Here is a 25,852-nt window from a genome sequence, read left to right as displayed (position 1 = left end):
TATTAAAATAACATTTATTAACATATATATACAATAAGATTAACTTTATAGCATTAATAAATAAACAGAACAATTGAAAGGATGATTACGTCAGTGTTGAAACGAATTATTTATCTATTTTTAATCCCTTTACTACTCATACCAACGCAAAGTTTGGCTAATAAGTATAAAAACCCCTACAAAGTCAAAACTATTGTTATTGACGCCGGGCACGGCGGAAGAGACGGCACTACCCATGGAGCGTTCTCAAAAGAAAAAGACGTGACACTAGCTATTGCATTAAAGTTAGGCAAAGCTATTGAAAGAGAGTTGCCCGGTATGAAGGTTGTCTATACCCGCACAGACGATAGTTTTGTGGAACTCTACGAACGCATAGGGATTGCAAATCGTAACAAAGCAGATATATTTATCTCTCTCCACTGTAATTCTATGCCCAATACCAGCAAAAGGGTGGTAGCAAGGTACGTAAGAAACAAACAGGGCAAAAGGGTTCCGGTATATAGAAATGTACGCTCACAAAACAGCTCCGTTAAAGGAGCCGAAACCTTCGTTTCTGGATATAATCGATTAGGCGAGCAGGATGTGGCAGTGCGAGAGAATGCATCCATGTTACTCGAAGAGAACTACGAGGAAAATTACGATGGCTTTGATCCCAAGGATCCCGAGAGTTACATCATTTTTTCGTTAATGAAGAACCAATATCGCGATTTAAGTATTAAATTAGCATCTTATATTCAAGACGAATATATCAAGTCTGACAGAGTTGACCGAGGCGTGAAAGAACAAAGCCTAGCTGTATTAGCGAGAGCCGGAATGCCTGCCATACTTACCGAAATGGGTTTTATAAGCAACCCGGAAGAAGAACGCTACATGAATTCGGCTGCTGGCCAAGCCGAAATAGTCAAAAATATTGTAAATGCTATTAAAAACTATAAAAAACAGGTTGAAAACTAATGCAAAAGATTAGCCTATCCATTCTCATTATTCTACTGTCAATGAATGCTTTGTTGGCATCATCGATGAGCAATAAGCCTAATAAACGACAAAGCCAAGACTACCGAATCAAAACCATCGTCATAGATGCGGGACATGGAGCCCATGACGCAGGTGCAAGAGGAAGAATTTCTTTGGAGAAAGATGTAGCCTTACAATTAGCACTTAAATTAGGGAAAGCGGTACAACAGGAATTAAAGGATGTACAGGTGTTCTATACACGCACAAGTGATGTTTTCGTACCTTTATATGAACGCATTGGTGTGGCCAATGAAAAAAAAGCAGACCTGTTTATTTCTATCCATTGTAATTCGATGCCTAACATAAAAAAAAGAACTGTAAGTGGGTATAGACGAAAAGGAGGAAAACGAATCCCCATATACAAAACCGTAAGTGTACCCAACACCACTACGCGCGGTACTGAAACCTTTGTTTCGGGTTTTGGTAGGCTAGCGGAACAAGATGCTGCTATTCGAGAGAATGCCTCCCTCCTGCTGGAAGAAAATTATAAAGAAAATTACGAGGGTTTTGACCCAAATGATCCCGAGAGTTATATCATTTTTTCGCTAATGAAAAATGCCTATAGAGATCAGAGCATTAAATTTGCCTCGTTAATAGAAGGCGAATACGTCAAATCTGGAAGAGGCAGTCGCGGCGTGAAAGAGCTCAGCTTGGCGGTTTTAGCTAGGGCAGGAATGCCAGCAGTGCTTACCGAAGTTGGCTTTATAAGCAACCCAGACGAGGAGCGTTATCTTAATTCTACCGACGGACAGACAGAAGTAGTTAATAATCTGCTAAATGCAATTAAATCATATAAAAAGCAAGTGGAGAATTAAACAAAACAACTAAATCGTTGTTCCAAGTACAGAATATTTGTATACCATATTTGTAAAACAAGTACACATGGTATATATTTACAGATAATACTTAACGCTAATGAGGATCTCTAATGAAACAAAAGTTGGCATTTTAGCTACTGTAGCCATTGCTGTACTTATTATTGGATATAGTTTTCTTAAAGGAAATGACGTATTCACCAATGAAAACACTTTTTATGCCACCTATGATCGGGTTGATGGTCTGAGTGTATCAAAACCTGTGATGGTTAATGGTTATCAGATAGGAAGGGTATCAAAAATGAAGCTACAACCCAACGGTGATATCCTTACACAATTCAAAATCAAACAAGATTATGCGGTTCCTGCTAACACCATCGCGCGAATAGCGAGTACAGATTTGCTTGGAGGAAAGGCCATTGTTTTTGAGTTGGGAGACAGCGATCGTTATGCCGAAGATGGTGATACGTTAAAAGCAAACATACAAAGGAATATATTGGAACAGGTCGAGCCCGTGCAGAAGAAAGCGGAAGCTGTAGTAGCTGTTCTCGATTCTGTACTTGGATCTATAAACAATACGATTAATGCCGATTTCCAACGTAATTTCAACAGGAGTATTGCAAGTATTGCCAATACATTAAACACCTTGGAGCATACAACTACTCAGGTAGATGCTATTGTTGGCACACAACGCACCAAGCTTTCTAATATTTTGAGCAATGTAGAAGCTATATCGGCAAATTTCAAAAATAATGGCGAACGGATCAATAATGTTATGGGAAACCTTGAAAGTATCACTGATCAGGTAGCAAAAGCAAATTTTCAGCAAACCATTGACAGTGCCAATGCTGCTGTAGCCGATCTGCAGTCGATAGTAAATAACATCAATAACGGCAATGGTTCTGTGGGTATGTTATTAAACGATGAAGAATTATACAATAATCTCAATAATGCTTCAAAAAATCTAGACAACCTCATGATTGATCTTAAGCAAAATCCTGGCAGATACGTACACTTTTCTATATTTGGAAGGAAAAATTAAATTAGATAACATTCATCCTGCGAATTACCGGTAAAGAATTAGGAAATAAAAGACTATTGGATTTCAAATGTTTTCCCTTCAATAGCCAACTCGGTGTTATCGAATACGGATTTACTTTCTTGCAGCATTGGGAGTAAATCTTTATACCTGGCAGAGAAATGACCTATTATTAACTTCTTTGCACCAACATTAAGTGCTGTCTGAGCCGCTTGCAGCGCCGTAGTATGAAAAGTTTCTGTTGCTCTTAACACCATGTCCTGTAAGAAGGTCGCCTCATGATAAAGCATATCTACATCAGCAATATATTGCCAGTAACTATCCGTACAGATGGTGTCTGAACAGAATGCATAACTTCGGGGTGCATCAGCAGGAATCGTTAGTTGATCGGCTTTATACACTTTACCTGTTGCATCAATATAGTCTATACCCTTTTTAAGGAGCGAGTAATACGCATTTGGAATAGCTAATGGCTCAACAACGTCTTTATTTATACGGGGTAAGCGTTGCCTTTCCTTAAAAAGGAAGCCAGTGCAGGGGATACGATGGCTTAGGGGGAAACTTATCACCTCCAAATTATTATCCTCCAGAATCTGTTCGGAAAGCGTAGGATTGGTTGGGTAAAAAATGAGTTTATAACGTAAGCTAGTTTCTGAATATCGAAGTTGAAGATCAATAATTTCTTTCAGTCCGGCAGGGCCAAAAACATACAAATCTTCTTTCCGTCCATTTAGATGCATTGACGATATTAGGCCTACTAAACCGAGGTAATGGTCTCCGTGCAAATGGGAAATAAAAATATATTTTATTCGGTTAGCTTTAAAACTGAACCGCTGCAATTGTAATTGTGTCCCTTCTCCGCAATCTATCAAGCTCAACACATCATTGCAATTCAACACTTGTGCGGTTTGATTCCTTCCATATAACGGTGTAGCAGAATTACTACCTAAAATCGTTACTTCAAACCTCATTCTTCATCTGTGGCCACCGGTCCTCTAAATTCCTTTTCTAATTCTTCCATAAAGATTAGGTCTTCGGCCTCGGCTGCTGTTGGTACTACAATGAGTACATCTTTCAGGTTAGATAACTCGATCAGCTTTACTATTTCCTCATTAGCACCGCACATAACAAATATACCTCCAGCGGCGTGACATAATCGGTGAGCCGTAAGTGCACATCTGAGTCCGGAAGTATCAGCAGTTTTAGCATTCGACAAATCCAATACTATATTTCGCTGACCATCGGTATTTAACAGAACAAATTCTGATTTTATTTTGGGCGCAGTAACACCATCCAAAACCTCTTCATGAGGAGTGATCATCACATAACGCTCATGTTTATCAATGGTAAATTTCATAACTTTCTATTTTTTGTTAAACAGCGATATGGAAAGTTGCTGCATTAACGTCCTGACATCAACATTCCATACCTTTACGATATTTTATTGTTATTAATTATAACAGTTGCTCTAGCGCGGTATTTATATTTTTTTCAACCCTATCTTGAACATGCTCTATTTTATGCCTAATAAATGTCTCTCCCGTAATATGTTCATATAGTTCTATATATCGCTCTGAAATGAGCGCTACTAAATCATCATTCATTTCAGGGATCTGCTGGCCTTCTTTACCTTGAAAACCATGCTCAATTAACCATTTGCGCACAAATTCCTTTGAAAGCTGGCGTTGAGGTTTTCCCCTTTGCTGTAATTCTTCATAACCTTCCTGATAGAAATACCTTGAAGAATCGGGAGTATGAATTTCATCTATTAAGTAAATTTCATCATCCACCTTTCCGAACTCATATTTCGTGTCAACCAAGATCAGACCTTGTGCAGCGGCCATTTCCGTTCCTCTTTTAAAAAGTGCTCTCGTGTAAGCTTCCAACTGTAGATAATCTTTCTCGCTTACAATTCCCTCCGAAAGGATAGCAGCTTTCGAGATATCCTCATCGTGACCTACGGCGGCCTTTGTTGTTGGCGTGATAATAGGTTCCGGAAGCCTGTCGTTCTCCTTTAAACCTTCAGGAAGAGATTCTCCACATATCATCCTCTTACCTGCTGCATATTCTCGCCAAGCATGCCCAGATAAGTATCCCCTGATAACCATCTCGACTTTAAAAGGTTGCGCAATTTTACCGATTGTTGCGCTTGGATCAGGCACATTGATAACCCAGTTCGGTAAAATGTCTTCCGTGGCTTTTAAAAACTTGGCAGCAATTTGGTTTAAAACCTGCCCCTTGTAAGGTATTGCCCGAGGTAGCACCACATCGAAAGCCGAAATACGATCAGAAACAACCATAGCCAAAAATTTATGATCTATCGTATATACATCTCGCACCTTACCTTTATAGAAAGCTGTTTGCTTTGGAAAGTTAAAATTTGTCTCTTTTATTGTATTCACCTATTTTCTAAATAAAAATTCAAACTTAGATAAAATGCTCTGCATTCACGAACGCAAATAACAAAAAATTCATCTTGAATAATTCACTTTCACATGCAATATGATTGGTTTACATCTATCGGCAAAGCCGGCTTGAACGCAATTGAAACCAACGCTTGTAAAAAAAGTGAGTTTTTCGACCTCTCCTCTATAAAACGGCAACAGCGATGATTTAAATATCGCCGTAAGCTTCCAATATACGCTTTACTAGCTTATGCCGTACTACATCTACGCCGCTTAAATAGATCATATCAATTCCCTCAATATTATCAAGCAGTTTAAGCGCTCCTTGCAGGCCCGACTGCTGCTTTTTGGGCAGGTCAATCTGTGTTACGTCTCCTGTAACGATAAATTTAGCTGTTGGCCCCATTCGTGTAAGAAACATCTTCAACTGCATTTCGGTGGTATTTTGTGCCTCATCTAATATCACAAAGCAGTTATCAAGTGTTCGGCCACGCATGAAGGCTAGAGGAGCGACCTCAATCGTTCGATTCTCTAAATAAACCTTTAATTTTTCTGCCGGGATCATATCATCTAAAGCGTCATACAACGGTCTCAGATAAGGATCGACCTTCTCTTTTAAATCCCCGGGCAGAAACCCTAAATTCTCTCCTGCTTCCACCGCAGGTCTTGTCAATATGATTCGTTTTACCTCTTTATTACGCAATGCGCGCACCGCAAGTGCTACTGCAGTATACGTTTTCCCGGTACCTGCTGGTCCAATGGCAAATAAAATATCGTTCCTTAGAATACTATCTACCATTTTTCGCTGATTGGCGGTGCGCGCCTTTACAACGATTCCATTTGGCCCATAAACAATTGGCTCCCCGCCAAAAGGCGCTGCCGCCTTTTCGGTTATACTCTCCCCCGTCATAACTGCAGGTGTTGCTCCTAATATGGTTTCTATATCATTATAGTTAATATGGTTGTACTTTTCCAGGTGTTCAAGAATTGCTTTAAATTTATTCTTGAAAACGTTACTCTCTTCTTCATCACCCAACACTTTTAACTTTGTACCTCTGGCGACGAGTTTGAGTTTCGGAAAATACTTTCTTATCAGGTCAAAGTGCTCATTTTGTGCGCCCCACAACAATGCAGGATCCACATGTTCTAATGTTATCAGTAATTCGTTCAAATTTAGCTTTTAATAATTTAAATACAAATGGAGGTGCCCCATCCAATACTTCTCTTTGCTGTATCTTAACAGCTAACTGGATTTTTTATATTTTTGGAAATAATCACAATCAAATATGAAAAATTCATGTTAGGTTTGCACCTTTAAATCCCTACGCAAGATTACTAATAATGGAGCATAAAAAAAAGTATTTGCAACATTAAGCCAGTGAGCGTAGCACTTAAAGACACCTACATTAAAGCGAGCAGCGAGAACAGCGATTAAGAGACCGTGAATAGATATGGGCATTATTACGTTAACCACAGATTTAGGACACAAAGACTTCTACCAGGCAGCGTTAAAAGGGAGTATCATCAGTTTATATCCTACTGTTAGGCTAGTTGATGTTTCTCACGATATAGCGCCTTTTAATATTCAGCAAGCTGCATTTGTATTAAAGAATGCATATAGATATTTTCCAAAAGATACTGTACACCTGATCGGTATAGATTCCGTTTTTAATAAAAACATGCGATATTTGGCTGTAAAATATAAAGGACACTATTTTGTTGGAGCAGATAATGGAATTTTTTCCTTACTGTTTGAGGATTCGCCTGAAAAAGCTGTTGAATTGAACATCATGCAGGACTTAAAATTTTTACATTTCCCGTTAACGGATATTTTTGCAAAAGCGGCCACCCATTTAGCAAAAGGTGGCACGATGGAGGATATCGGAGAAGTAGTAGACTCTTTAGTAAAACGGGTCATCATTCAGCCAATCATCGATGGAAGCACAATCCGTGGCAGCGTTATTTACATTGACTCTTTCCAGAATGTAATCACTAATATCAACAAGGAGCTGTTCAATCAGATTCAGCAAAACCGAAACTTCGAATTATATTTTAGACGAAATGAGTCGATCAAGCATTTAAGCTGGCACTATAACGAGGTGCCTGAAGGCGAGAAGCTCTGTTTGTTTGGCATTAGCAATCACCTTGAAATTGCCATAAACAAAGGAAACGCGAGTGGTCTGCTAGGACTTCAGGTAGGCGATATTATAAGAATAGAATTTAAAGAGTAGGTTGATACTATGCAAGCAACAACTAGTAATCTTAATCCGAGACACGCCAAGGTTTTATATTCAAAGATGAAACAGACGGCCCTTTTAACTCTTCTAAGCATCTACTTTAGCCTGAGCTGGTGTCAGGCATATTCAAAACAGGACAGTACGGGCTACGAAAAGCAACGAGAAAGAGTTAATAACCTGCTGCAGAAAAGGAGTCAGCGTTTCGGGGAGTTTGATGCCAGCCTACAATCGAGGACAGGTATATTCGGCCTTAAAACCAAAAAGGACATGCAGGCATCTATCGATATTTTAGAGGAAATCGTTACTACAGATAATTACATTTTCAAAGAAACTAAAGCTTTACTCGATTTTAAAGATATCGAAAAACAAACAATAGCAAGCCAAGCAACCGAATCGGGTGAGCGTATTACCGGTTATATAAATACCATCAGTAAACTTCAAAAAAATCAAGATGCCCTGAATAGGGAAATCAATATCTTGAAAAAACAGCGTAATATATACATTAATCTTTTACTTTTCGCTACTACAGCTCTATTAATAGTCATTTTCCTATTAATAAGAAGGTCAAAAAAATTGACTTTAAAGTGATAGGTAACCTTTTTTATCTCGCTAATTTTGCATGTTATTTTAACACTAAAACAGACAAATTCAATTAATGGCACGTGCTCGATTAAATAGTGGAAATGGAAATACCGATGAATTACCAAAAACCAAAATCAATAGAGCTTCTCTAAGCAATGTCGGAAAGTTCCTCAGATACTTAAAACCCTATCGAGGCAAATTTCTACTCGGTTTGTTTTTCTTATTTTTATCTAGTATTTCGCTATTGGCTTTTCCAGCCTTGATGGGCAGTATGGTAGATGCGGCACAGGGTCAGCAAAATCTGGCTTTTATTCCTGCAGATATCAAAACAATAGGAACTATCGCATTTTTCATCTTGTTTTTCCAATCGTTTGTGTCATTTTTTAGAATACGTTTCTTTGTAGAGGTTGCAGAAAGGACACTTGCCGATATAAGGAGGGATACCTACTTTAATTTGATTACGCTACCTATGGATTTCTTTGCCAACCGTAGGGTTGGGGAACTGAATAGCCGTCTTTCTGCCGACTTATCGCAGATTCAGGATACGATGACCACGACGTTTGCTGAAATGATCAGACAAGCCATATTATTGGTAGGTGGAGTCAGCTTCTTATTTATCGTGTCTGCAAAGTTAACCCTACTGAATCTGTCCATCTTACCCGTTATTGTTGTTATTGCTGTTTTTTTTGGAAAGTTTATAAGAAACCTCTCTAGAAAAGCACAAGATAAACTGGCCGAGTCTAATACCATTGTGCAAGAAACACTACAAGGGATCAGTAATGTCAAAGCATTTGTGAATGAAGCTTATGAGGCTAACCGTTATCAGAACTCACTAAAAGCAGTTGTTAACCTTGCACTAAAAGGTGCTACATACAGAGGCTTATTTGCATCATTCATCCTATTCTGCATTTTTGGCGCGATCGTGAGCGTTATCTGGTATGGTTCATCCCTGATCTCTACTGGTGAATTGTCTGTAGGAGATTTGACAACCTACATCATATCTTCTTTGTTTGTGGCAGGTTCTATGGGGAGCTTTCCAGAGCTCTATGCCAATGTACAGAAAGCTGTAGGTGCTACTGAACGTGTGATAGAACTGTTAGAAGAAACAAAAGAAGATGTATCGATCCGTCAGGAAGACAACGAAATAAACAAAAGAATTGCAGGAAATTTGGTTTTTGACCAAGTACAATTTGCCTATCCTTCAAGAAGTGAAATCGACGTCTTAAAAGGTGTTTCTTTCTCGGCCAAGGCCGGTGAGAAAATTGCCATCGTAGGACCTAGCGGAACCGGAAAATCAACTCTTGCGTCGCTAATTCTGGGTTTTTATAAACCTCAAGACGGAAACATTCTATTTGACGGTAAAAATGTCGACTCTTTTAAACTCACTGATATTCGAAACCAAGTGGCTATTGTTCCGCAGGATGTACTATTATTTGGCGGTTCTATAGGTGAGAATATAGCCTATGGAAAATTGACCGCTACTCAAGAGGAAATCATAGCTGCTGCCAAAAGAGCCAATGCCCATGATTTCATTATGGGATTTCCTGAGGGATACCATACCTTAGTAGGAGAAAGAGGCGTGAAACTATCCGGAGGGCAACGCCAACGTATCGCGATTGCCAGAGCTTTGTTAAAAGATCCGGCTATTCTGATCTTGGATGAGGCTACTTCTTCATTGGATTCAGAATCGGAAAGACTCGTGCAACATGCATTAGAGGAGCTCATGAAAAACCGAACATCCATTATTATTGCTCATCGACTATCGACTATTCGAGAGGCATCGAAAATTATCGTTATAGAGAACGGCCAAGTAGTAGAATGTGGCACTCATTATGAACTTATACAACATGAAGCCGGCCTTTACCGATATCTCAGTAATTTACAACAAGAAAAAGTTGATGGTTAATGTAAAAAAAACATACTTACCTTATTTATGAATTTAACGATATGGGGTGCTGCTCAGCAAGTTACTGGAAGCATGCACCTCTTAGAAACTGATCATTACAAAATCCTAATAGACTGTGGCTTAGATTATGAATATAACTCAGATGTATCGGAAAACGAGCATTTCCCCTTTGATCCCGCCACTATCGACGTAGTTGTGTTAACCCATGCACATATCGACCATTGCGGTAATCTCCCTACTTTGATTCGTCTGGGTTTTCAGGGGCAAATCTTATGCTCCTCACCAACGGCAGCCTTGAGTGAACTATTAATGTTAGATGCCGTCAATATATTCCTCAAAAAGGAAAAAAGAAAAATTAGAAGAGGAAATAAGCGCTTTGTTAAATATGAACGTCCACTTTATTTACAGAAACATGTCATGGATACAGTTGAGCGTTTTGTTCCTATTGCATTTGACAAACCTTTTAGAATAACTGGAAAAATTGAACTCACTTTAATTCCGATAGGGCACCTTTTAGGGGCTACTGCTGTAATTCTAACTATAGAAGAAAACGGGGAAACAAAAAAAATTGCATTTACAGGTGATGTGGGAAGAAAAGATTATCCTATATTAAAAGATCCGCAGCCAATTCCCCCGGTTGACTATATCATTTGCGAATCGACCTATGGAGGAAGAGATCATAGCGATGATAATCTCAGCGATGTGCTGATCGACACCATTACCGAAACTTGTCTGAAAACACCTGGAAAATTAATTATACCCGCATTTAGTGTTGGTCGTACCCAAGCACTGGTATACAGTTTAAACCGGATATTCAGCAAGGGGCTTCTCCCTCCTATCCAAATTTTTGTAGACAGTCCGTTAGCAAACTATGCCACTGAAATTTACCGACGGTTTCATCATTTGTTAAATAATGAAGCACAGGCTTTTTATTCAAGAGAAGGTGACCAATTTGATTTTGAGAATCTTAAATATGTAGAAAACCTAGATGAAAGCAAGGATATATCTAATTATTTTGATCCCTGTATCATCATTTCATCTGCTGGAATGTTGGAAGGTGGTCGTATACAAGATCATCTCTATGAAAATATTCAGAACTATTACTGTACCATCCTTTTCATCGGCTACTGTGCAAAGGGTACACTTGGACACCGTCTATTAAGGGGAGACCCCATAGTGAAGATACGTAACCGGGAACTATCCGTTTATGCTTCTATCAAAAAGACGGATAGTCTGAGTGGTCATGCCGACCATCAAGATCTGGTAACCTTAGTCGGCCAACAGCCCTTACACGAATTAAAAAAGGTGTTTTTAGTGCACGGTGATTTAGGTAGTATGCAAGCTCTTGAAGTTGCTTTAACAAGTAAAGGATATTCGGTTGAAATACCGCAGAAAGGGAAAACGATAACGCTATAATTAAGGGCTATCTATGGTAAAAACACCAATACTACACAAGCTATTGAGCATTTATAATGTACTCTGGTATATACTAGAATAGGATACAAGTGCTCGGAGATCCTCAGTGAAAACAAAAAGATAAATCTCTTGTTTTTCATTTATGGCAGTAAAAAAGAAATTTTTTAGAATGCTGGTGGGACTGAACAAGAAAATCCTTCCCAGTCTGGTGCATAAAGATCCCTCTAAGCTCACCAAAACACAAAAAGCACTATTAGGATGGCGTTATTGGACCTTAATTAATTCAAAATAAACTTTCCTAAGGCGTTCTATAAATTTTACCTGGAAGAGCTACGATTAATCCCTTCATCTCTAATGACAACAGTGAAATAGCTAGCTTACTTTGAGGAATACCCGTTTGATTAAGCAGGTTGTCTATCCCTATTTGACTATTGTTTTTCACCTTATTGTATACCTGCTGCTCCAGAGCGTCTAAATTAACAGCCGGCGATTGCTCTACAACACGATCGGCTACAGGTTCCCAATTCATTAAGTATTCCAGATCTTTGGCAGAATTGATGAGATTTGCACGATGGGTTTTAATCAAGTGATTACAGCCTTTAGAATATTCACTATAAATACTTCCCGGGAAAGCACAAACGTCTCTATTATAGGTATTGGCAATCTCAGCAGTAATAAGAGCTCCACCTTTTAGTGCTGCTTCCACCACAACGGTTACATCCGCCAGCCCGGCAATAATGCGGTTTCTAGAGGGGAAATTTTGTCTGTCGGGTTTTGTATTGGAAGGGTATTCTGTCAGCAGACCACCATTTTTTATCATTTCCAAGGCTAATGAGCGATTCGATGATGGGTAAATACGATCCAACCCATGGCCCAATATACCTAAGGTAGGGATGTTATGTTCAACACACGCTTTGTGTGCGCAGCTATCTATACCATAGGCCAGACCGCTAACGACCAAAACGCCATAATCCTTTAACGCTTCCACAAATGAGTGACACACCCTACGGCCATAGTCAGTCGCATTACGGGTTCCTACAATGCTAACAATTCTTTGGTTGGTAAGATTGGCTTTCCCTTTGAAATAAAGAATCAGTGGTGCATCAATACAGTCTTTAAGCTTTTCAGGGTAATCCGAACTGTTCCAAAAAAGTATCTGGATTTTATGTTTTTCAACAAACAGGAGTTCTTGTTCAGCCTCATGTAAGGTGTTCGCGTGAAGGATGGCATTTGCCAGATAATCGCCTATCCCCGGTATCTGCAATAATTGGTGTTTAGAGGTACGAAAAACTTCTTCAGCACTTCCACAATAATTTAAAAGTTGTTTGGCTAAGGCATTACCGACACCCTTGATACGTATGAGTGCTAGTTGATAAATAAGGCTCATGTTAACAGTAAGGTTTAGGAATTAAACTTGAGGGGTAAAATAACATTTTTTGCTTTAAAATCAAAAAAGTTTCAGAAGAATACCTATTGTGGAATATAAACTATATATTTTGTCTCAAAAAATGCTTCTTCAAAGCAGTCGGCCAAAGGGAAAAGTTCTGTTTTTAGTTTGGAATCGGCTATTTCTTCCGTCAGGTCTCCTCCTTTTAAATACAAAATTCCGTTCGGGATGCTATGTACAGCGTCTTTCTTGAATTTACCTTTAACCCACGGATAAAATTCGGCTAACCTAGTCACTGCCCGGGAAACAACAAAATCATACTTATTCTTTATCTGCTCTGCACGAATATGGCTAGCTTGTACATTTTTAAGTCCAAGGGAACGGGCAACCTCTGTGACTACTTTAATTTTTTTTCCTATTGAATCAACCAAATGAAAATTAGTCTCTGGAAACATAATCGCTAATGGTATCCCTGGGAAACCTCCCCCTGTACCTACATCCAATATATTAGCTCCCGGTTTAAACGAAAGGTATTTTGCAATGGCAAGGGAATGTAAAATATGTCGTTCATATAACCCCTCAATATCTTTACGCGAGACCACATTGATCTGTGCATTCCATTCTTCATATAAAGCACCCAATGCATCGACCTGTGTTTGTTGTTGCGTGGTCAGATTCGGAAAATATTTATAGATAATTGATGAGGTATTGTTTTCCATTTTCTTATATATCGATAATCTAACTGTTAAACTTTATTCAAACTCAACTTTACCCCTAGTATACTTGTTAAGCGATAGTGCTATTATTTCCATGTCACGTTTTTCCTAAAAAGGGCTGTTGCTCCCATGAACGACACATACAATAAGTGATAGATTTCCATTAAAGGCAACCAACCAGTTAAATTGCCTACTTGCATTTTTTTCATAATTGGGATGCAAATCAAGAACTGGGCGATGAGTCTAAGGATGTATATGCCCGTCACAATAGGCCAATACGTGGGCTGAAAAACCAATAAAAGTACTGCAAGTGCATAAAAAAACAGGACACTCAGCACCTGCAAAGTAATCATTCTCTTATGTTTGGATCGATACGCTTTTCCCGCGCCAAAATGCCGCTGCTTTTGCCGTTGATAAGCAGCATAAGTAGTTTTAGGTTTACTCCACGTCATAGCATCCGGATGAATACAAATAGCTACATTTTCTTTCGTCGCATTTTGGTTCACAAAAAGATCGTCATCACCAGAAGGAATATGCATGTGAGAAGCAAAACCTTTTCCTTTAAAAAACAATGATTTTTTATAGGCCAGATTTCTACCGACCCCCATATAAGCATTTCGCTTGAGCGCGTACGATAGATAATTCTGCGCGGTATAGTAAGTTTCGAAACGTATATATTTATTCAAAAAACCTCGCATCGATAGATATGGCGAATATCCAAGCACGATTTCAACACTTCCTACAAACTCTTGGGCCATATATTGAAGCCATTGATTAGAAGCAGGATAACAATCTGCATCTGTAAACACCAAGTGTTCATGTTGCGCAGCTTTTACCCCCAATGTAACTGCAAATTTCTTACCATGTTTATACCGTGCGTGTTCGGAAATGTCTACGACACGCAAGTGTTTATAGCGTTGTTTAAATTCTTTAAGAATCCAATTGGAATCATCACTAGAGCAGTCGTTTACGACTATGACTTCATACAACGGGTAGTCCTGTTCTAGCACCTCCGTCAGGTACAATCTTAGGTTAGCTTCTTCATTACGTGCACATACAATAACCGAAAGCGGCGGAAGGTCTATATCTGATAATAGGCCCCGAACATTATAATTACGCAATCTTCTATATACCAACAAATAATAATACATCTGATGCAGTAGAAAAACCAAGAATAGAGCAAGTAAGATATTTGAAAGATTGAGATACGGTTCCAAAGATATTTGCTGAAAAGTAATATAATAATCAGGTACAAACTTAGAGAAAATGCTTTTTATATGCAACTTATAAAAGGTATATACCGGCGAAGCCAGCTTGAACACAATTGAAATGAACACGAGTGAAAAAAATAAAAAAATAAAACAATCGATGAAAACTTAGTGAACATGCTTTGCATGCACTAGCGTCACCAATACAATTTCAAATGAGCCATTACCTTTTACAGGCGAATAGCGGGTAGCGTATAATATTGAACAATTTTAGTTAAGTTTGCACCTTAAAAGAAGAAGGTTATTTTCCCCCTCGGAGGCGGCACATTACATGAAATTCACATTACAATCTACAGATAAATTGTCAAAGGCCCGCGCCGGCGAAATTGAAACAGCCCACGGAACTATACAAACACCTATTTTTATGCCGGTAGGCACTGCTGGATCCGTAAAAGGTGTGCATCAGCATGAACTAAAAAACCAAGTTGAAGCGCAGATTATTCTAGGCAATACCTATCACCTTTATCTTAGGCCGGGCCTGGATATTATCAAACAAGCTGGCGGGCTACATAAATTTAACGGTTGGAACATGCCGGTATTGACAGACAGCGGCGGCTATCAGGTATATTCCTTAACGGAGGTGAGGAAAATAAAAGAAGAGGGTGTGACGTTCCGCTCACATATCGACGGATCAAAACACTTATTTACGCCGGAAAATGTAATGGATACCCAACGTATTATCGGAGCAGACATCATCATGGCTTTTGACGAATGCACGCCTTATCCCTGCGATTACAAGTACGCAAAGACGTCGCTCGACATGACGCACCGTTGGTTAAAACGTTGCTGCGACAGATTTGACAGTACTGCCTCTCTGTACGGATATGAACAAAGCCTTTTCCCAATCGTGCAGGGTTCTGTATATAAAGACCTGAGGGAAAAATCCGCGGAAACCATTGCTTCTTTCGAAAGGGACGGAAATGCCATAGGGGGATTATCTGTTGGTGAACCGGCAGAAGAAATGTATGCGATGACTGAGGTGGTGACCAATATTTTACCTAAGGACAGGCCACGCTATTTAATGGGGGTAGGAACCCCTATTAATATACTCGAAAACATCGCTTTGGGAATCGACATGTTTGATTGTGTAATGCCTACCCGGAACGCAAGAAATGGTATGCTTTTCACCCGTCAAGGCATCATCAACATTAAAAACAAAAAGTGGGAAGCAGACTTTTCGCCTATTGACCCCGACAGCAGTCTTGAAACAGACCTGTTTTACACAAAAGCTTATCTACGCCACCTGATCCATTCCAAAGAATTATTGGGCGCACAGATTGCAACTTTACATAACCTACATTTCTATTTGTGGCTAGTGAAGGAAGCTCGTACTAAAATTAAGGAAGGAACGTTTTACGATTGGAAAAACAAGATGGTAAAACAGTTAGGACAAAGATTATAGATGACTATCATTGATAAATATATCATTAAGAAATACCTGGGCACCTTTGTGTTTACCATGGCTATTTTTACAGTGGTTGCTGTTATCTTTGACATCTCTGAGCGGCTTGACGATTTTTTAAAAAGAAATGCACCGCTAGACAAGATTATTTTTGAATACTACGCTGGTTTTATACCCTTTTATCTTAACTTTTTAAGTCCTTTAATTAATTTCATAGCGGTGATATTTTTTACCGCAAAAATGGCAGACCAAACGGAAATTGTTCCTATACTTAATGGTGGCATGAGTTTTAAACGATTTTTAAGGCCTTATTTTATCGCAGCTTCTGTTATTTGTGTAGTTACTTTTATTTTTAACATTTATATCATCCCTCGCACGAATAAACTCAAAATAGGTTTTGAAAATATCTATGTTAAACCGCTAGACAATAACAGTAAGAGTTCTACGCATATGCAGATCGATCCGAACAGTTTTGTATATATTGATAACTTCGATAACGATCGAAAGATTGGATACAATTTCATTCTGGAGATCTTTGAAGGACAAGAGCTAAAAGAAAAACTGATTGCAGATAGGATCACTTGGGATTCTTTGAAAAATAACTGGAAAATCGAAAATTACACCGTTAGGACAGTAAACGGTATGGATGAACAGATGACCAAAGGAACCAGCAAAGACACCACTTTGGATATGACTCCACGCGATTTTGAAATACGCGATAATGTATATATGGCCATGACCACTGAAGAGCTTAATGAAAATATTGCAAAAGAAGAAATCCGGGGAACGGGGCGGATGGTAGATTTAAAGCTTGAAAAATACAAACGATTTGTCTATCCATTTTCTGCTTATATTCTTACACTAATGGGCGTGTCACTGTCATCAAAAAAAGTTCGTGGTGGCATCGGGTTAAGTTTAGGTCTAGGTATCGCCTTAAGTTTTACCTATATTCTCTTCATTCAGTTTGCCACAATGTTTTCGCTCAAAGGAGGACTTCCTCCATTGATTGCCACATTTATCCCCAGTCTTATTTTTCTATGTGTAGGTCTGTATTTACTATATAAAGCCCCCAAATAGTTTGTTGTTCTCTTCATGACGAAATTAGCTATCAATAGAAATCTCCTATTACTACACCTAACTGTTTTAGTATGGGGGTTTACGGGAATACTAGGCGCGCTGATCTCCATATCTGCTATCCATCTCGTTTGGTACAGAGTACTTATTGCCGCGTGCTCACTCTTCATTTACTTTAAGTTTACGCGCAAATCAATTAAGGTTAGTAAAACCCAATTTGTACAATTGCTATTTACAGGCGGACTTGTAGGTTTACATTGGATATTATTTTTTCAATCAATAAAAGTAGCAAATGTTTCGGTAACATTAATCTGCCTGTCTTCTTTAACACTCTTTACTGCATTGCTAGAACCCCTGTTCAATAGGCAAAAAATAGAATTATTAGAATTAGCCGTAGGCATATTGATCATTTTTGGAATATACCTCATATTTACTTTTGAAACGCAGTATGTAATGGGTATTATTTTAGGTTTGCTATGCGCGCTTTGTGGCAGTCTCTTTACGATCATCAATGGAAAATTGGTCAAACACACCAAAGCAACCACTATAAGCTTATACGAAATGTTCGGTGCCTGGGTATGGGTCTCCATATTTATGTTCATTTTTGGAGGTTTTGGTCATGATATGCAGCTTAATAGCAGTGATTTATTTTATCTTTTATTACTGGGCACAGTATGTACGTCAGCTGCATATGTTGCAGGAGTTTCGGTAATGAAAGAATTGAGCGCTTTTCGTGTTGCGCTTGTCACAAATCTGGAGCCTGTATACGGCATATTACTCGCATTACTGTTTTTTAAACGAGAAGAACAAATGAGTATAGGATTTTACGGTGGCGCCATTATCGTTCTGGGAGCCGTATTCCTATACCCGATTGCCAAAACAAAATTTGAGCATAAAAAGGTAAAAAAACAACTTCCAACCATTTAAGGTATCTATTCGGACCTTACCTATTTTTTACGATCTAAATTAAAAGTATATCCTGTCGTCCATTCTATAAAATCGGCCTTACCGGCATGCGCCTTTATGGAGACACCTGCAAAAAAATCTCTATAAACATTATATCTTGCGCCAATTCTTAGAAAGAAGGGTCTATTTTCTATGTTAAACTCATTCCTGTGCAAATAATAACCTGCATTGCCGTTCAGATACAACCTTGAGGTTAGTAGATGATCCACGTAAAATGCCGGTCCTCCCGAAAATAACGATCCAAATCGACCAGCTTCTTCACCAGCTACAAGCCCATCATTTCCGGAAGCCGAATAAAAAATATTGCCCCCTAATCCCAGACGCCATTTATAACCCACAAATCTACTCCAAAAAACACCAACTGTAGATTTAAAATATTTATTTGGATTATCACGCTCCAATTGTTTAAAACCGAAAGCATAATTAATATGCAGTTCATCACGCTTCGGATTAGGGCCAATATACTCCTTACTAAAGTCGAAAGGCTCGGCATTCGGAATATAGGTTATAGCCGCAGTAAAAGGCAATAAATTGATACCTGTATTAGGAAGCTTTAACGCACCGTTGGAGAAATGATGGAACGCAAGTCCAGCTCCTACCTGAAAACGTTTGGTAAGCCGATAGTTTACCTGTCCACCTAAATCTATAAAAACGTTATTACTTGTACCGATAATTAAATTAAACGGATTTTCATCTTCGTCATATGGATTAAAACGCCCGGAGAGGCCCAAAGAAATTCTATAGCTAAAATTCCAACGGCTATTTATTCTCGGTTTTATAGGAACAGAAACAAATCCATAAACAGCATAGGGACTACCAACATGAGCCAAACCAAACGTACTACTGTAAAAGCCTACACCATAAATAGGATAATTATACAACTGATGATAGAAATCTCCACCCCTTCTTGTTTGCCATCCTATTTTCAAATTGAAGGCATTATAATATGCGTCGCTTAGCGACTCTTTCGCACGCTCATTACCCGTCATAATCCCCCCGTTTTCATGTTCTATCTGAACAACCAAATGCCGTTTGGCTCGAGTAAAGGTGTATGAAGAATCCGAAATCGATAGCCGCCGTGGGTGAAACTGTGCATGAACTTCGAATGAAAATAAACAAATAAAAACCAGTATAAAGGATCTGAACATAAATCAATAGCGGCTTGCAAACAACAATATTTTAAAGCCAACTAAGGTACAATATTGAGCAAAACAAACTGTAATTGCTTGGTAAAACTTGCATACGTGCAAAGGACTTTATTAAAAACAACACAAATACAGCCCACGTGAGACAAGATTTTCAACCTAACGAACAACAACACTCGTTAACCCAAAAACAAAAGCTTCAGCAAGCTAAAAAGGCGAAATATCGAATTCAGATCATCTATCTTCTATAAAAGGATGTATTTATTAGCAAGAAAAAGCCTAAAATTGGAAAGACAAAAAGTATTGCTTTCGAATCAAAAAGAGGTCCCTTAGTGTACAATATAGAAAAATAAAGGAAGAAAAAAATCTCGATAAATAATCAAATTACTTCATTAAGCTATAAAAGATTCCACTTAATCTACAAAGAAAACTTAACGCTGCGCCATCTTCCGTAAAGGTGATTTCAAACGTCAAACATCTTTTGTCATTACCTACGGACTAAAACCAAAAAATCGAAGATGATCCGAAAGTGTTGTATTTATAGAAATCTCCATTTCGCCAACAGAACATTAGAAGCTTCATCTACCAGAAAACCAACCAACGAAAATCGCTTTAAAAAATTACCGGCCCTCTATATTATCTGCCAAAAAAATTTAAAAAAAACTTAAAATAAAACCACGTATCCGATCACTATCGAAAGTTTAAAAACACGGAAAATTAAAAACAAAAAACCACACTAAGCCATATAACCCAAAAGACAAAATAAGTAAAATCGATCAGACACAAGCTAACACACATATGGTTCAACTCTTGAAGTACCGGATATCGTCATAATAACAAAATCAATACGCCCGCGCCGCATAAAGATTTTATTTTTAGCCAGCGAGAAGAACAACTAGTTTATTTAGCCAATGCGCGAGTCAAGCAACAAATAATCTTGTTGTTATTTCGCCAATTCAATATGACGAGATATAATGGAAGCGATAATCATGACGGCTATATCTCAAAAAATAAAGAAGAACTGCATGCAAATAAAAATTGTACTTTTTAAGGATTAAGCTGGGCTAACTTAAAATTCTGTCACATATAACAACATCACAAACATGTGATATCTTCAGAAGTGAAAAACCTTCACAACAAAAAAAAGCATTTCTTTTCACGATTGTTCGTGTAGTTATTACAAAAAAATACATACATTTATAACAATGCGCATAATCTTTAAAATCACCGGTAAATAAATCATTATTTTATAGATAAAAAACATATAAAATCAATATTAACACAAAATATATAAATTTTAAAATCAGTAATTTAACATAATTACCGTAATTAAAATTTCATATAAAAACAATCACTCAAAACTGCGAAATACTATTATTTTTAGCAACAAATATTAATGACTAACTTAAAAATACATAAGTATATAATAATCAAATATTTAATATGTTATTTATTAACTATCAGTACACTAGCTTGCTTAGCGCAGATTTTCGACGACAATCAAAACCCTCCGAGTGTAAAATGGCGCCAAATAAAAACCGAGCATTTTCAAATCATTTATGCTACCGAATTTGAAGATGGGGCTCAAACACTCACAAATATTTTAGAAAACTCCATAAAAAGGGTAAGCAAATCAATTGGTATAAAACCAAGAAAAATATCCATCATCCTTCAAAACAGAGACGTTGTTTCCAATGGCTTCGTGCAGCTCGCACCTAGGAGATCTGAGTTCGCCACTACCCCACCCCAACAAATGGACTACCAAGATTGGCTGAACAGCCTAGCCATCCATGAACTGAGACATGTGGTACAATTTGATGGGTTAAGCGGCCATTTTAAACCTCCCCTTCTCGAGCAATTAGGTCTAGCAATTTTTGGCGTTACACTACCTCCGTGGTTCTATGAAGGCGATGCGGTAGCCATCGAAACTGTTCTGACACCATCGGGTAGAGGACGCCTTCCTTCTTGGGAATTACCATTCAGAACAAACACACTAAGTAATCTAAAATATAGTTATCAAAAAGACTTTTTAGGCTCACTTAAAAGCATCACTCCAGGCTATTACGAATTAGGCTATTTCATGACTACGAAGATGCGGCGAGATTATGGAGAAGACTTCATAAATCAACTCATGAAAGATATGGTAAAAAAACCTCTTCGTCCGTACAACTTCAGCAGAGCGCTAGTCCACGCTACAGGATATAATACCAAGTCCTGGCACAGAAAAACCGTGCAGGAGCTCGACAGTCTATGGCGCGAACAACTTCAAAAAACCAGTCCAATAACCTACGAATATTTTCCACATACTAAGCCACAGGAAATAGTTGATTACCTCCTTCCTCAAGCACTACCCTCAGGAGAAATCATAGCACTGCAAAGGAGCTACCATAGTGTACCTAAGATAGTCATACTCTCTAAAGAAAATACCGTCAAAGAAGTTATCAAAACGGGAATACAAACCCACCCGCATTTCAGCTATGGTGGAGGTAAAATTATTTGGGATGAAATGCGATATGATAAACGTTATCATAAACGGTCTTTCCACGTAATCAATAGTTATAACTTAGCCACTAAAAGTTACAGGCAGCTCTCTTTTAAAACACGGCTCTTCTCACCTACTGTCTCCCCAGACGGGAAAACGATAGCAACCGTTGAAATAGATTTAAGTAACCAGGTAAACTTAATATTATTGGACAGTGACACTGGGGCAGAAAAAAAACGGATAACTATACCAAGCCATATCATGATCCAAACTCCTTCATTTGATAAAGAAGGAAAGAACATCATAGCAACTGCTACCAGCAGCAATGGAACCAGCTTAATAGAAATCAATTCATACACGGAGGAGACGAACCTATTAATCGATTGGCAGGAACAACAAATAGAACGTCCGATATATACCCCTTTCGGCATTGTCTTCAAAGCGCACTATAATGGTATTGATAATATTTATTGCTTAGAACCCTCAAAAAACATCAGGCAACTTACAAATGTTAGCTACGGTGCGTTCAATCCATCATACGACCAGTTTTCAGAAACACTCTATTTTAACAATTACCAGCCTAATGGTTACTTGATCAGCAAGGAAAACGCAACTCATTTCCGAGAGAAAACATTTGAACAAGACAGTAATTTTTTTATCAGCTATTATAAGCCGCTCTTAGCTCAAGAAGAACCTATAACCGCACCAGACTCCACTCAACATAAAACGTTCGCCTCAAGCCCTTATAAGGAGGTAAAAAACCTATTTAATTTTCATAGCATCTCTCCCGTTGGAGATGATTTCACGAGTGTCAGAAATTTTGATCTTGGTTTACAATTATTATCTGACAATTTGCTGAATACACTCTCAACCCGAGTGGGCTTTAACTATGACCAGAACATCAGCCGTTCAGACTACTTCATCTCAGCCACCTACAAAAGATGGTTTCCAACCTTCACACTACAATACCGAAATCAGGCACAGTTGAGCAATATCCGCATGCAGAATCGCCCGGATGAATTAATACCTTTGCGTTGGCGTGAACACTACACAGAACTTCGAACAACGATCCCGCTAACTTTTAACCGCCTAAATACCATCTATAACACCGGTCTATCATTGGGCACCAGTTTCACAAAGCGCTATCAACTCAGTTTAACTGATATCCATATACCAAATTTCTCTGAGGTAAGGTTTCCATTATTAGCCCAACTCTATTTTAATAGAAATAGTAGAAGGAGCCTACACGATCTGGCACCAAAATGGGGGCAGAATTTTAATTTCATATACCGTGATCTAACTTTTGACAGACGGACCGATGGCAGCATTTTCTCCATGCGCTCTACCTTATACTTTCCGGGCTTAGTAAACAACCATTCTCTTCAGGTCCGATTCAATTTTCAGGAGCGTTCAGGCAATTATCGCTTGATGAATGACATTCCCATGGTAAGTGGTTATGATCAACTCACCACCACACGTGTAAACAACACTTTATTCCTGGACTATCGCTTCCCTCTTATATACCCTGATTGGGATATTAGCCCTTTGATGTTTGTTAAACGCATCAAGACAGGATTATTTGCCGACTTCGAAAACTTTGTACAACAAAACAATTTATCACCACGTACTTTGGGTTTAGAAGTTAGGGCGGACCTAAATTTATTACGCTTTTACCTTCCAAATTTTGATGCGGGAGTAAGGGCAATATATGTTAATGAACCACACACAAAAAGGCTTATATTTACATACGGACTAAGTTATAGCTATTAAAAGCAAACAAGCGCGCCCTTTTTATGTTTTCCATACGCGAAGTCCTTTTTGACAGTATAAGTAGAAATAATTAACTTAGCTTTAAAATATTCATCATATGAGTGCAAAAACGATATCCATCATTATATTAACGGTTTTAGTTACTATTATATTAATGAAAAATACTGATGAGGTGATTTTCTGGATTTTTGGAGACAGGTACATCCCTAAACTGGCTATTCTAGGTACCATGTTTGCATCCGGCGTAATCGTTGGTTTTTTATTGGGCAGGCCGCGCCGTAAAACAGATAAACAGCAATCTATTGAAGAAGGATTCCAAACCGATAGCGAAGCTAATGAATCGGGCGAGCTTACAGATCCTTACCGATCAAACCTAAGTGATGACGACAGGAAGTACATTGACTGATCAAACAAGATTAAAGGAGGAAACCCTGTCAATTAAGATGAAAAGGTTCGTTTTTATTCCGTTGGATTACACTTTTAGACGCGAGCACCAGTACGACTACCATTACTCCAATAACGATAGAGAGTATCACCTGCAAGGTGGAAAAAAAGCGTGTTCCGGAGACAACAAACTGCGCATCCGCCATAATTTCCCGTCCAACATGAGTTTGTAACTTTTCCAGCTCCGATAACTTGGCTATTGTTTGGTCCAAAGCCTTCCGTCCTCTTACATGATAGCTAGCACGTTCTTCATTTAGCGTTCTCATATCCTGTGCGCCTATTAATTTAGCTTCAAGATTTTCGTAATTTCGCAACAGCATTTTAAAACTATTTAAATATTCCTGCTCTTGATCTACCAAATAGGTTTTTTCATATTTATTTAGTAACGTATCTATTCCTAGGTCGTGATAAGCCAATTCCTCTTTCAATTCTGCTAGCTTAGCAAATGAAGTATCGGTATCATTCACAAAACTCACCGTCAATGATTTTTTGGCATATAGATGCTCAGCGATATAATATATATCAGACGCTGGAACTAAACGGTCGTCATATAATGTCAAAAGTGAATTACTAATACTCTTCACGCTTTTATCTTCTAAAATCCGTATAAGTATTGTACACGCCATTATACTGAATAAAAGAAACGCAACTTTTAGCTTCTGCCTGATGTAATAAGTCCACTTCATATAGGTATATAATTACTAGCATATTTGACAAGCAGGTAAACATAGGCAAAATAATACAGGCACACAATTAATAACACATTCTTCCACCACATCAAATTAACACGTCCAGCACATTTGGTCGGACCTCTATATGGAGTTTGACCTTACTACTTTTCAACCGAATCAATTCATCATCAATATGAGCCAGCGCCCCATCCCATTGCAATTGCACCTTAGCGGCCTTTAATCGTTCACAGGGGAAAGGAATTTCTTTATTATTCAAACGCCCTAATACATACGCCGCCAGTGCAGCACGTTTATCTTCAGGCACCAAAACCACATCAAATTTACCATCTGCCGGATTCGCCCTCGCTGCAGCGCGGATATTCGGACCTATAGACTGTATATTAAGCACTTCCACCATTAAGAATTTCCCTTCACGCACTTCATCGTCAGCTGTGACCTTACAAGCGCATGCTTTATATTCATGCACAATACCGTATAATACCGTAAGCGCCAGTTGAAGCTCTTCTGTTGCCGACTCTACATACTCAAGGTTCTTACGGTCCATTTCTTTAATAAGTTGAGGAAAAACACCGCAACCGGTTCCTTCCAAAAAAAAACCTTCCCCGCTTTTATATTTTGCAAAACCAACATCGATCGTTCGTTTTTTAGCGTTACGCCAGTTTTTTATCAACTTCCCTATATTTCCGTCAATACCCAAAGTTAGGCCAATATTATTGGCAGTCCCCAAAGGCAGCATGGCAAGAGGAATACGTTTGTCTAATTGTTTTCGACTTAGCAGTCGTGATACAACTTTCCTAATTGTTCCGTCTCCCCCTGCCGCAACAATCAGGTCTGTATCCAATCCCTCTTTCAACCAGTTATCCTTTACATTTACATGTTTGCAAGAGAAACCATTTGCAGTTATCTGCTCAATTAATTCTGCACTGGAGGTTCCTTTCTCTCCCGCACTTGGGTTATAAACCAATAAGGTTTTTTTCATTGATCTAATTTCTTTTTTTTAAAACATACATCCTCCTTATTGGTTCGCATTATAGATATTTTTTTTACGCGTATGTCAAAGGCATGATTGTTTTCTATTTGACAGCATATACT

Annotated in this window: 22 protein-coding genes; 12 read left to right on the top strand and 10 right to left on the bottom strand. The window is 38.4% G+C overall.

What is annotated here, in order from left to right; translation table 11 throughout:
• The first annotated feature begins 81 nt into the window (after positions 1-81).
• The 3 genes from H8S90_RS13305 (at position 82) to H8S90_RS13295 (ending at position 2,871) form a co-directional block, all read left to right on the top strand.
• The gene (locus tag H8S90_RS13305; protein ID WP_187338360.1) at positions 82-954 is read left to right on the top strand and encodes an N-acetylmuramoyl-L-alanine amidase; all 873 of its coding nucleotides are present in this window, start codon (positions 82-84) and stop codon (positions 952-954) included.
• The gene (locus H8S90_RS13300; RefSeq protein WP_187338359.1) at positions 954-1,829 is read left to right on the top strand and encodes an N-acetylmuramoyl-L-alanine amidase; all 876 of its coding nucleotides are present in this window, start codon (positions 954-956) and stop codon (positions 1,827-1,829) included. The genes H8S90_RS13305 and H8S90_RS13300 overlap by 1 nt, the downstream gene beginning before the upstream one ends.
• Before the next feature lie 100 nt (positions 1,830-1,929).
• The gene (locus tag H8S90_RS13295) at positions 1,930-2,871 is read left to right on the top strand and encodes an MlaD family protein (protein WP_187338358.1); all 942 of its coding nucleotides are present in this window, start codon (positions 1,930-1,932) and stop codon (positions 2,869-2,871) included.
• Between the two features lie 53 nt (positions 2,872-2,924).
• On the opposite strand, the gene H8S90_RS13290 is transcribed toward H8S90_RS13295, so the two are convergent.
• The 4 genes from H8S90_RS13290 to H8S90_RS13275 form a co-directional block, all read right to left on the bottom strand.
• Entirely contained in the window at positions 2,925-3,839 is a 915-nt protein-coding gene (locus tag H8S90_RS13290) for a ribonuclease Z (RefSeq protein ID WP_187338357.1), read from the bottom strand.
• Positions 3,836-4,225 (bottom strand): STAS domain-containing protein, encoded by a 390-nt coding sequence (locus tag H8S90_RS13285; protein WP_187338356.1) that lies wholly within the window; start codon positions 4,223-4,225, stop codon positions 3,836-3,838. The genes H8S90_RS13290 and H8S90_RS13285 overlap by 4 nt, the downstream gene beginning before the upstream one ends.
• A 97-nt stretch (positions 4,226-4,322) precedes the next feature.
• A complete protein-coding gene (locus H8S90_RS13280; RefSeq protein ID WP_187338355.1) occupies positions 4,323-5,270 on the bottom strand; it encodes a phosphoribosylaminoimidazolesuccinocarboxamide synthase in 948 nt (315 codons plus the stop codon).
• Positions 5,271-5,481: 211 nt separating this feature from the next.
• Positions 5,482-6,444, bottom strand: coding sequence for a PhoH family protein (locus tag H8S90_RS13275; protein ID WP_187338354.1), 963 nt, complete (start codon positions 6,442-6,444; stop codon positions 5,482-5,484).
• 280 nt (positions 6,445-6,724) lie between these two features.
• Between H8S90_RS13275 and H8S90_RS13270 the strand changes: the two genes are divergently transcribed.
• The 4 genes from H8S90_RS13270 to H8S90_RS13255 all read left to right on the top strand — a co-directional run bounded on the left by H8S90_RS13270 (position 6,725) and on the right by H8S90_RS13255 (position 11,414).
• Entirely contained in the window at positions 6,725-7,504 is a 780-nt protein-coding gene (locus H8S90_RS13270; protein ID WP_187338353.1) for an S-adenosyl-l-methionine hydroxide adenosyltransferase family protein, read from the top strand.
• 66 nt (positions 7,505-7,570) lie between these two features.
• Positions 7,571-8,098, top strand: coding sequence for a hypothetical protein (locus H8S90_RS13265; protein ID WP_187338352.1), 528 nt, complete (start codon positions 7,571-7,573; stop codon positions 8,096-8,098).
• A 67-nt stretch (positions 8,099-8,165) separates the two neighbouring features.
• Entirely contained in the window at positions 8,166-9,998 is a 1,833-nt protein-coding gene (locus H8S90_RS13260) for an ABC transporter ATP-binding protein (RefSeq protein ID WP_187338351.1), read from the top strand.
• 27 nt (positions 9,999-10,025) lie between these two features.
• Positions 10,026-11,414: an MBL fold metallo-hydrolase gene (locus H8S90_RS13255; RefSeq protein WP_187338350.1), complete on the top strand. Its 1,389-nt coding sequence runs from the start codon at positions 10,026-10,028 to the stop codon at positions 11,412-11,414.
• A gap of 298 nt (positions 11,415-11,712) precedes the next feature.
• Here the strand turns inward: H8S90_RS13255 and dprA are convergent, their stop codons facing one another.
• From dprA to H8S90_RS13240, 3 genes are all read right to left on the bottom strand, one after another.
• A complete protein-coding gene (dprA, locus tag H8S90_RS13250; RefSeq protein WP_187338349.1) occupies positions 11,713-12,801 on the bottom strand; it encodes a DNA-processing protein DprA in 1,089 nt (362 codons plus the stop codon).
• A gap of 83 nt (positions 12,802-12,884) precedes the next feature.
• The gene (gene rsmG / locus H8S90_RS13245; RefSeq protein WP_187338348.1) at positions 12,885-13,520 is read right to left on the bottom strand and encodes a 16S rRNA (guanine(527)-N(7))-methyltransferase RsmG; all 636 of its coding nucleotides are present in this window, start codon (positions 13,518-13,520) and stop codon (positions 12,885-12,887) included.
• An 83-nt stretch (positions 13,521-13,603) separates the two neighbouring features.
• Positions 13,604-14,668 (bottom strand): glycosyltransferase, encoded by a 1,065-nt coding sequence (locus H8S90_RS13240; protein WP_187338347.1) that lies wholly within the window; start codon positions 14,666-14,668, stop codon positions 13,604-13,606.
• Positions 14,669-15,056: 388 nt separating this feature from the next.
• Between H8S90_RS13240 and tgt the strand changes: the two genes are divergently transcribed.
• From tgt to H8S90_RS13225, 3 genes are read left to right on the top strand one after another with little or no spacing between them, the layout of a single operon-like run.
• Entirely contained in the window at positions 15,057-16,187 is a 1,131-nt protein-coding gene (gene tgt, locus H8S90_RS13235; protein WP_187338346.1) for a tRNA guanosine(34) transglycosylase Tgt, read from the top strand.
• Positions 16,188-17,264, top strand: coding sequence for an LptF/LptG family permease (locus tag H8S90_RS13230; protein ID WP_187338345.1), 1,077 nt, complete (start codon positions 16,188-16,190; stop codon positions 17,262-17,264). It abuts the gene before it with no gap.
• A gap of 15 nt (positions 17,265-17,279) precedes the next feature.
• Positions 17,280-18,188: a DMT family transporter gene (locus tag H8S90_RS13225; protein ID WP_187338344.1), complete on the top strand. Its 909-nt coding sequence runs from the start codon at positions 17,280-17,282 to the stop codon at positions 18,186-18,188.
• Positions 18,189-18,208: 20 nt separating this feature from the next.
• On the opposite strand, the gene H8S90_RS13220 is transcribed toward H8S90_RS13225, so the two are convergent.
• A complete protein-coding gene (locus H8S90_RS13220) occupies positions 18,209-19,375 on the bottom strand; it encodes an acyloxyacyl hydrolase (protein WP_187338343.1) in 1,167 nt (388 codons plus the stop codon).
• A 1,393-nt stretch (positions 19,376-20,768) separates the two neighbouring features.
• Between H8S90_RS13220 and H8S90_RS13215 the strand changes: the two genes are divergently transcribed.
• Together H8S90_RS13215 and H8S90_RS13210 are read left to right on the top strand one after the other, a co-directional pair.
• A complete protein-coding gene (locus H8S90_RS13215; protein WP_187338342.1) occupies positions 20,769-23,624 on the top strand; it encodes a hypothetical protein in 2,856 nt (951 codons plus the stop codon).
• A 97-nt stretch (positions 23,625-23,721) separates the two neighbouring features.
• Entirely contained in the window at positions 23,722-24,030 is a 309-nt protein-coding gene (locus H8S90_RS13210; RefSeq protein ID WP_187338341.1) for a hypothetical protein, read from the top strand.
• 28 nt (positions 24,031-24,058) lie between these two features.
• Here H8S90_RS13210 and H8S90_RS13205 read toward each other — a convergent pair whose 3' ends face one another.
• Positions 24,059-24,754: an MCP four helix bundle domain-containing protein gene (locus H8S90_RS13205; protein ID WP_187338340.1), complete on the bottom strand. Its 696-nt coding sequence runs from the start codon at positions 24,752-24,754 to the stop codon at positions 24,059-24,061.
• 91 nt (positions 24,755-24,845) lie between these two features.
• Positions 24,846-25,739 (bottom strand): diacylglycerol kinase family protein, encoded by an 894-nt coding sequence (locus H8S90_RS13200; protein WP_187338339.1) that lies wholly within the window; start codon positions 25,737-25,739, stop codon positions 24,846-24,848.
• Positions 25,740-25,852: the final 113 nt, after the last annotated feature.

The sequence above is a fragment of the Olivibacter sp. SDN3 genome (assembly GCF_014334135.1).
GTDB lineage: Bacteria > Bacteroidota > Bacteroidia > Sphingobacteriales > Sphingobacteriaceae > Olivibacter.
This window is presented reverse-complemented; position numbering and strand designations above follow the sequence as displayed.

What these genes read in the sequence shown, in the direction of transcription:
- H8S90_RS13305 (WP_187338360.1), top strand. Translation starts at nt 82, where the DNA reads ATGATTACGTCAGTGTTGAAACGAATTATTTATCTATTTTTAATCCCT.
- H8S90_RS13300 (WP_187338359.1), top strand. Translation starts at nt 954, where the DNA reads ATGCAAAAGATTAGCCTATCCATTCTCATTATTCTACTGTCAATGAAT.
- H8S90_RS13295 (WP_187338358.1), top strand. Translation starts at nt 1,930, where the DNA reads ATGAGGATCTCTAATGAAACAAAAGTTGGCATTTTAGCTACTGTAGCC.
- H8S90_RS13290 (WP_187338357.1), bottom strand. Translation starts at nt 3,839, where the DNA reads ATGAGGTTTGAAGTAACGATTTTAGGTAGTAATTCTGCTACACCGTTA.
- H8S90_RS13285 (WP_187338356.1), bottom strand. Translation starts at nt 4,225, where the DNA reads ATGAAATTTACCATTGATAAACATGAGCGTTATGTGATGATCACTCCT.
- H8S90_RS13270 (WP_187338353.1), top strand. Translation starts at nt 6,725, where the DNA reads ATGGGCATTATTACGTTAACCACAGATTTAGGACACAAAGACTTCTAC.
- H8S90_RS13265 (WP_187338352.1), top strand. Translation starts at nt 7,571, where the DNA reads ATGAAACAGACGGCCCTTTTAACTCTTCTAAGCATCTACTTTAGCCTG.
- H8S90_RS13260 (WP_187338351.1), top strand. Translation starts at nt 8,166, where the DNA reads ATGGCACGTGCTCGATTAAATAGTGGAAATGGAAATACCGATGAATTA.
- H8S90_RS13255 (WP_187338350.1), top strand. Translation starts at nt 10,026, where the DNA reads ATGAATTTAACGATATGGGGTGCTGCTCAGCAAGTTACTGGAAGCATG.
- dprA (WP_187338349.1), bottom strand. Translation starts at nt 12,801, where the DNA reads ATGAGCCTTATTTATCAACTAGCACTCATACGTATCAAGGGTGTCGGT.
- rsmG (WP_187338348.1), bottom strand. Translation starts at nt 13,520, where the DNA reads ATGGAAAACAATACCTCATCAATTATCTATAAATATTTTCCGAATCTG.
- H8S90_RS13240 (WP_187338347.1), bottom strand. Translation starts at nt 14,668, where the DNA reads ATGTATTATTATTTGTTGGTATATAGAAGATTGCGTAATTATAATGTT.
- tgt (WP_187338346.1), top strand. Translation starts at nt 15,057, where the DNA reads ATGAAATTCACATTACAATCTACAGATAAATTGTCAAAGGCCCGCGCC.
- H8S90_RS13230 (WP_187338345.1), top strand. Translation starts at nt 16,188, where the DNA reads ATGACTATCATTGATAAATATATCATTAAGAAATACCTGGGCACCTTT.
- H8S90_RS13225 (WP_187338344.1), top strand. Translation starts at nt 17,280, where the DNA reads ATGACGAAATTAGCTATCAATAGAAATCTCCTATTACTACACCTAACT.
- H8S90_RS13220 (WP_187338343.1), bottom strand. Translation starts at nt 19,375, where the DNA reads ATGTTCAGATCCTTTATACTGGTTTTTATTTGTTTATTTTCATTCGAA.
- H8S90_RS13215 (WP_187338342.1), top strand. Translation starts at nt 20,769, where the DNA reads ATGACTAACTTAAAAATACATAAGTATATAATAATCAAATATTTAATA.
- H8S90_RS13210 (WP_187338341.1), top strand. Translation starts at nt 23,722, where the DNA reads ATGAGTGCAAAAACGATATCCATCATTATATTAACGGTTTTAGTTACT.
- H8S90_RS13205 (WP_187338340.1), bottom strand. Translation starts at nt 24,754, where the DNA reads ATGAAGTGGACTTATTACATCAGGCAGAAGCTAAAAGTTGCGTTTCTT.
- H8S90_RS13200 (WP_187338339.1), bottom strand. Translation starts at nt 25,739, where the DNA reads ATGAAAAAAACCTTATTGGTTTATAACCCAAGTGCGGGAGAGAAAGGA.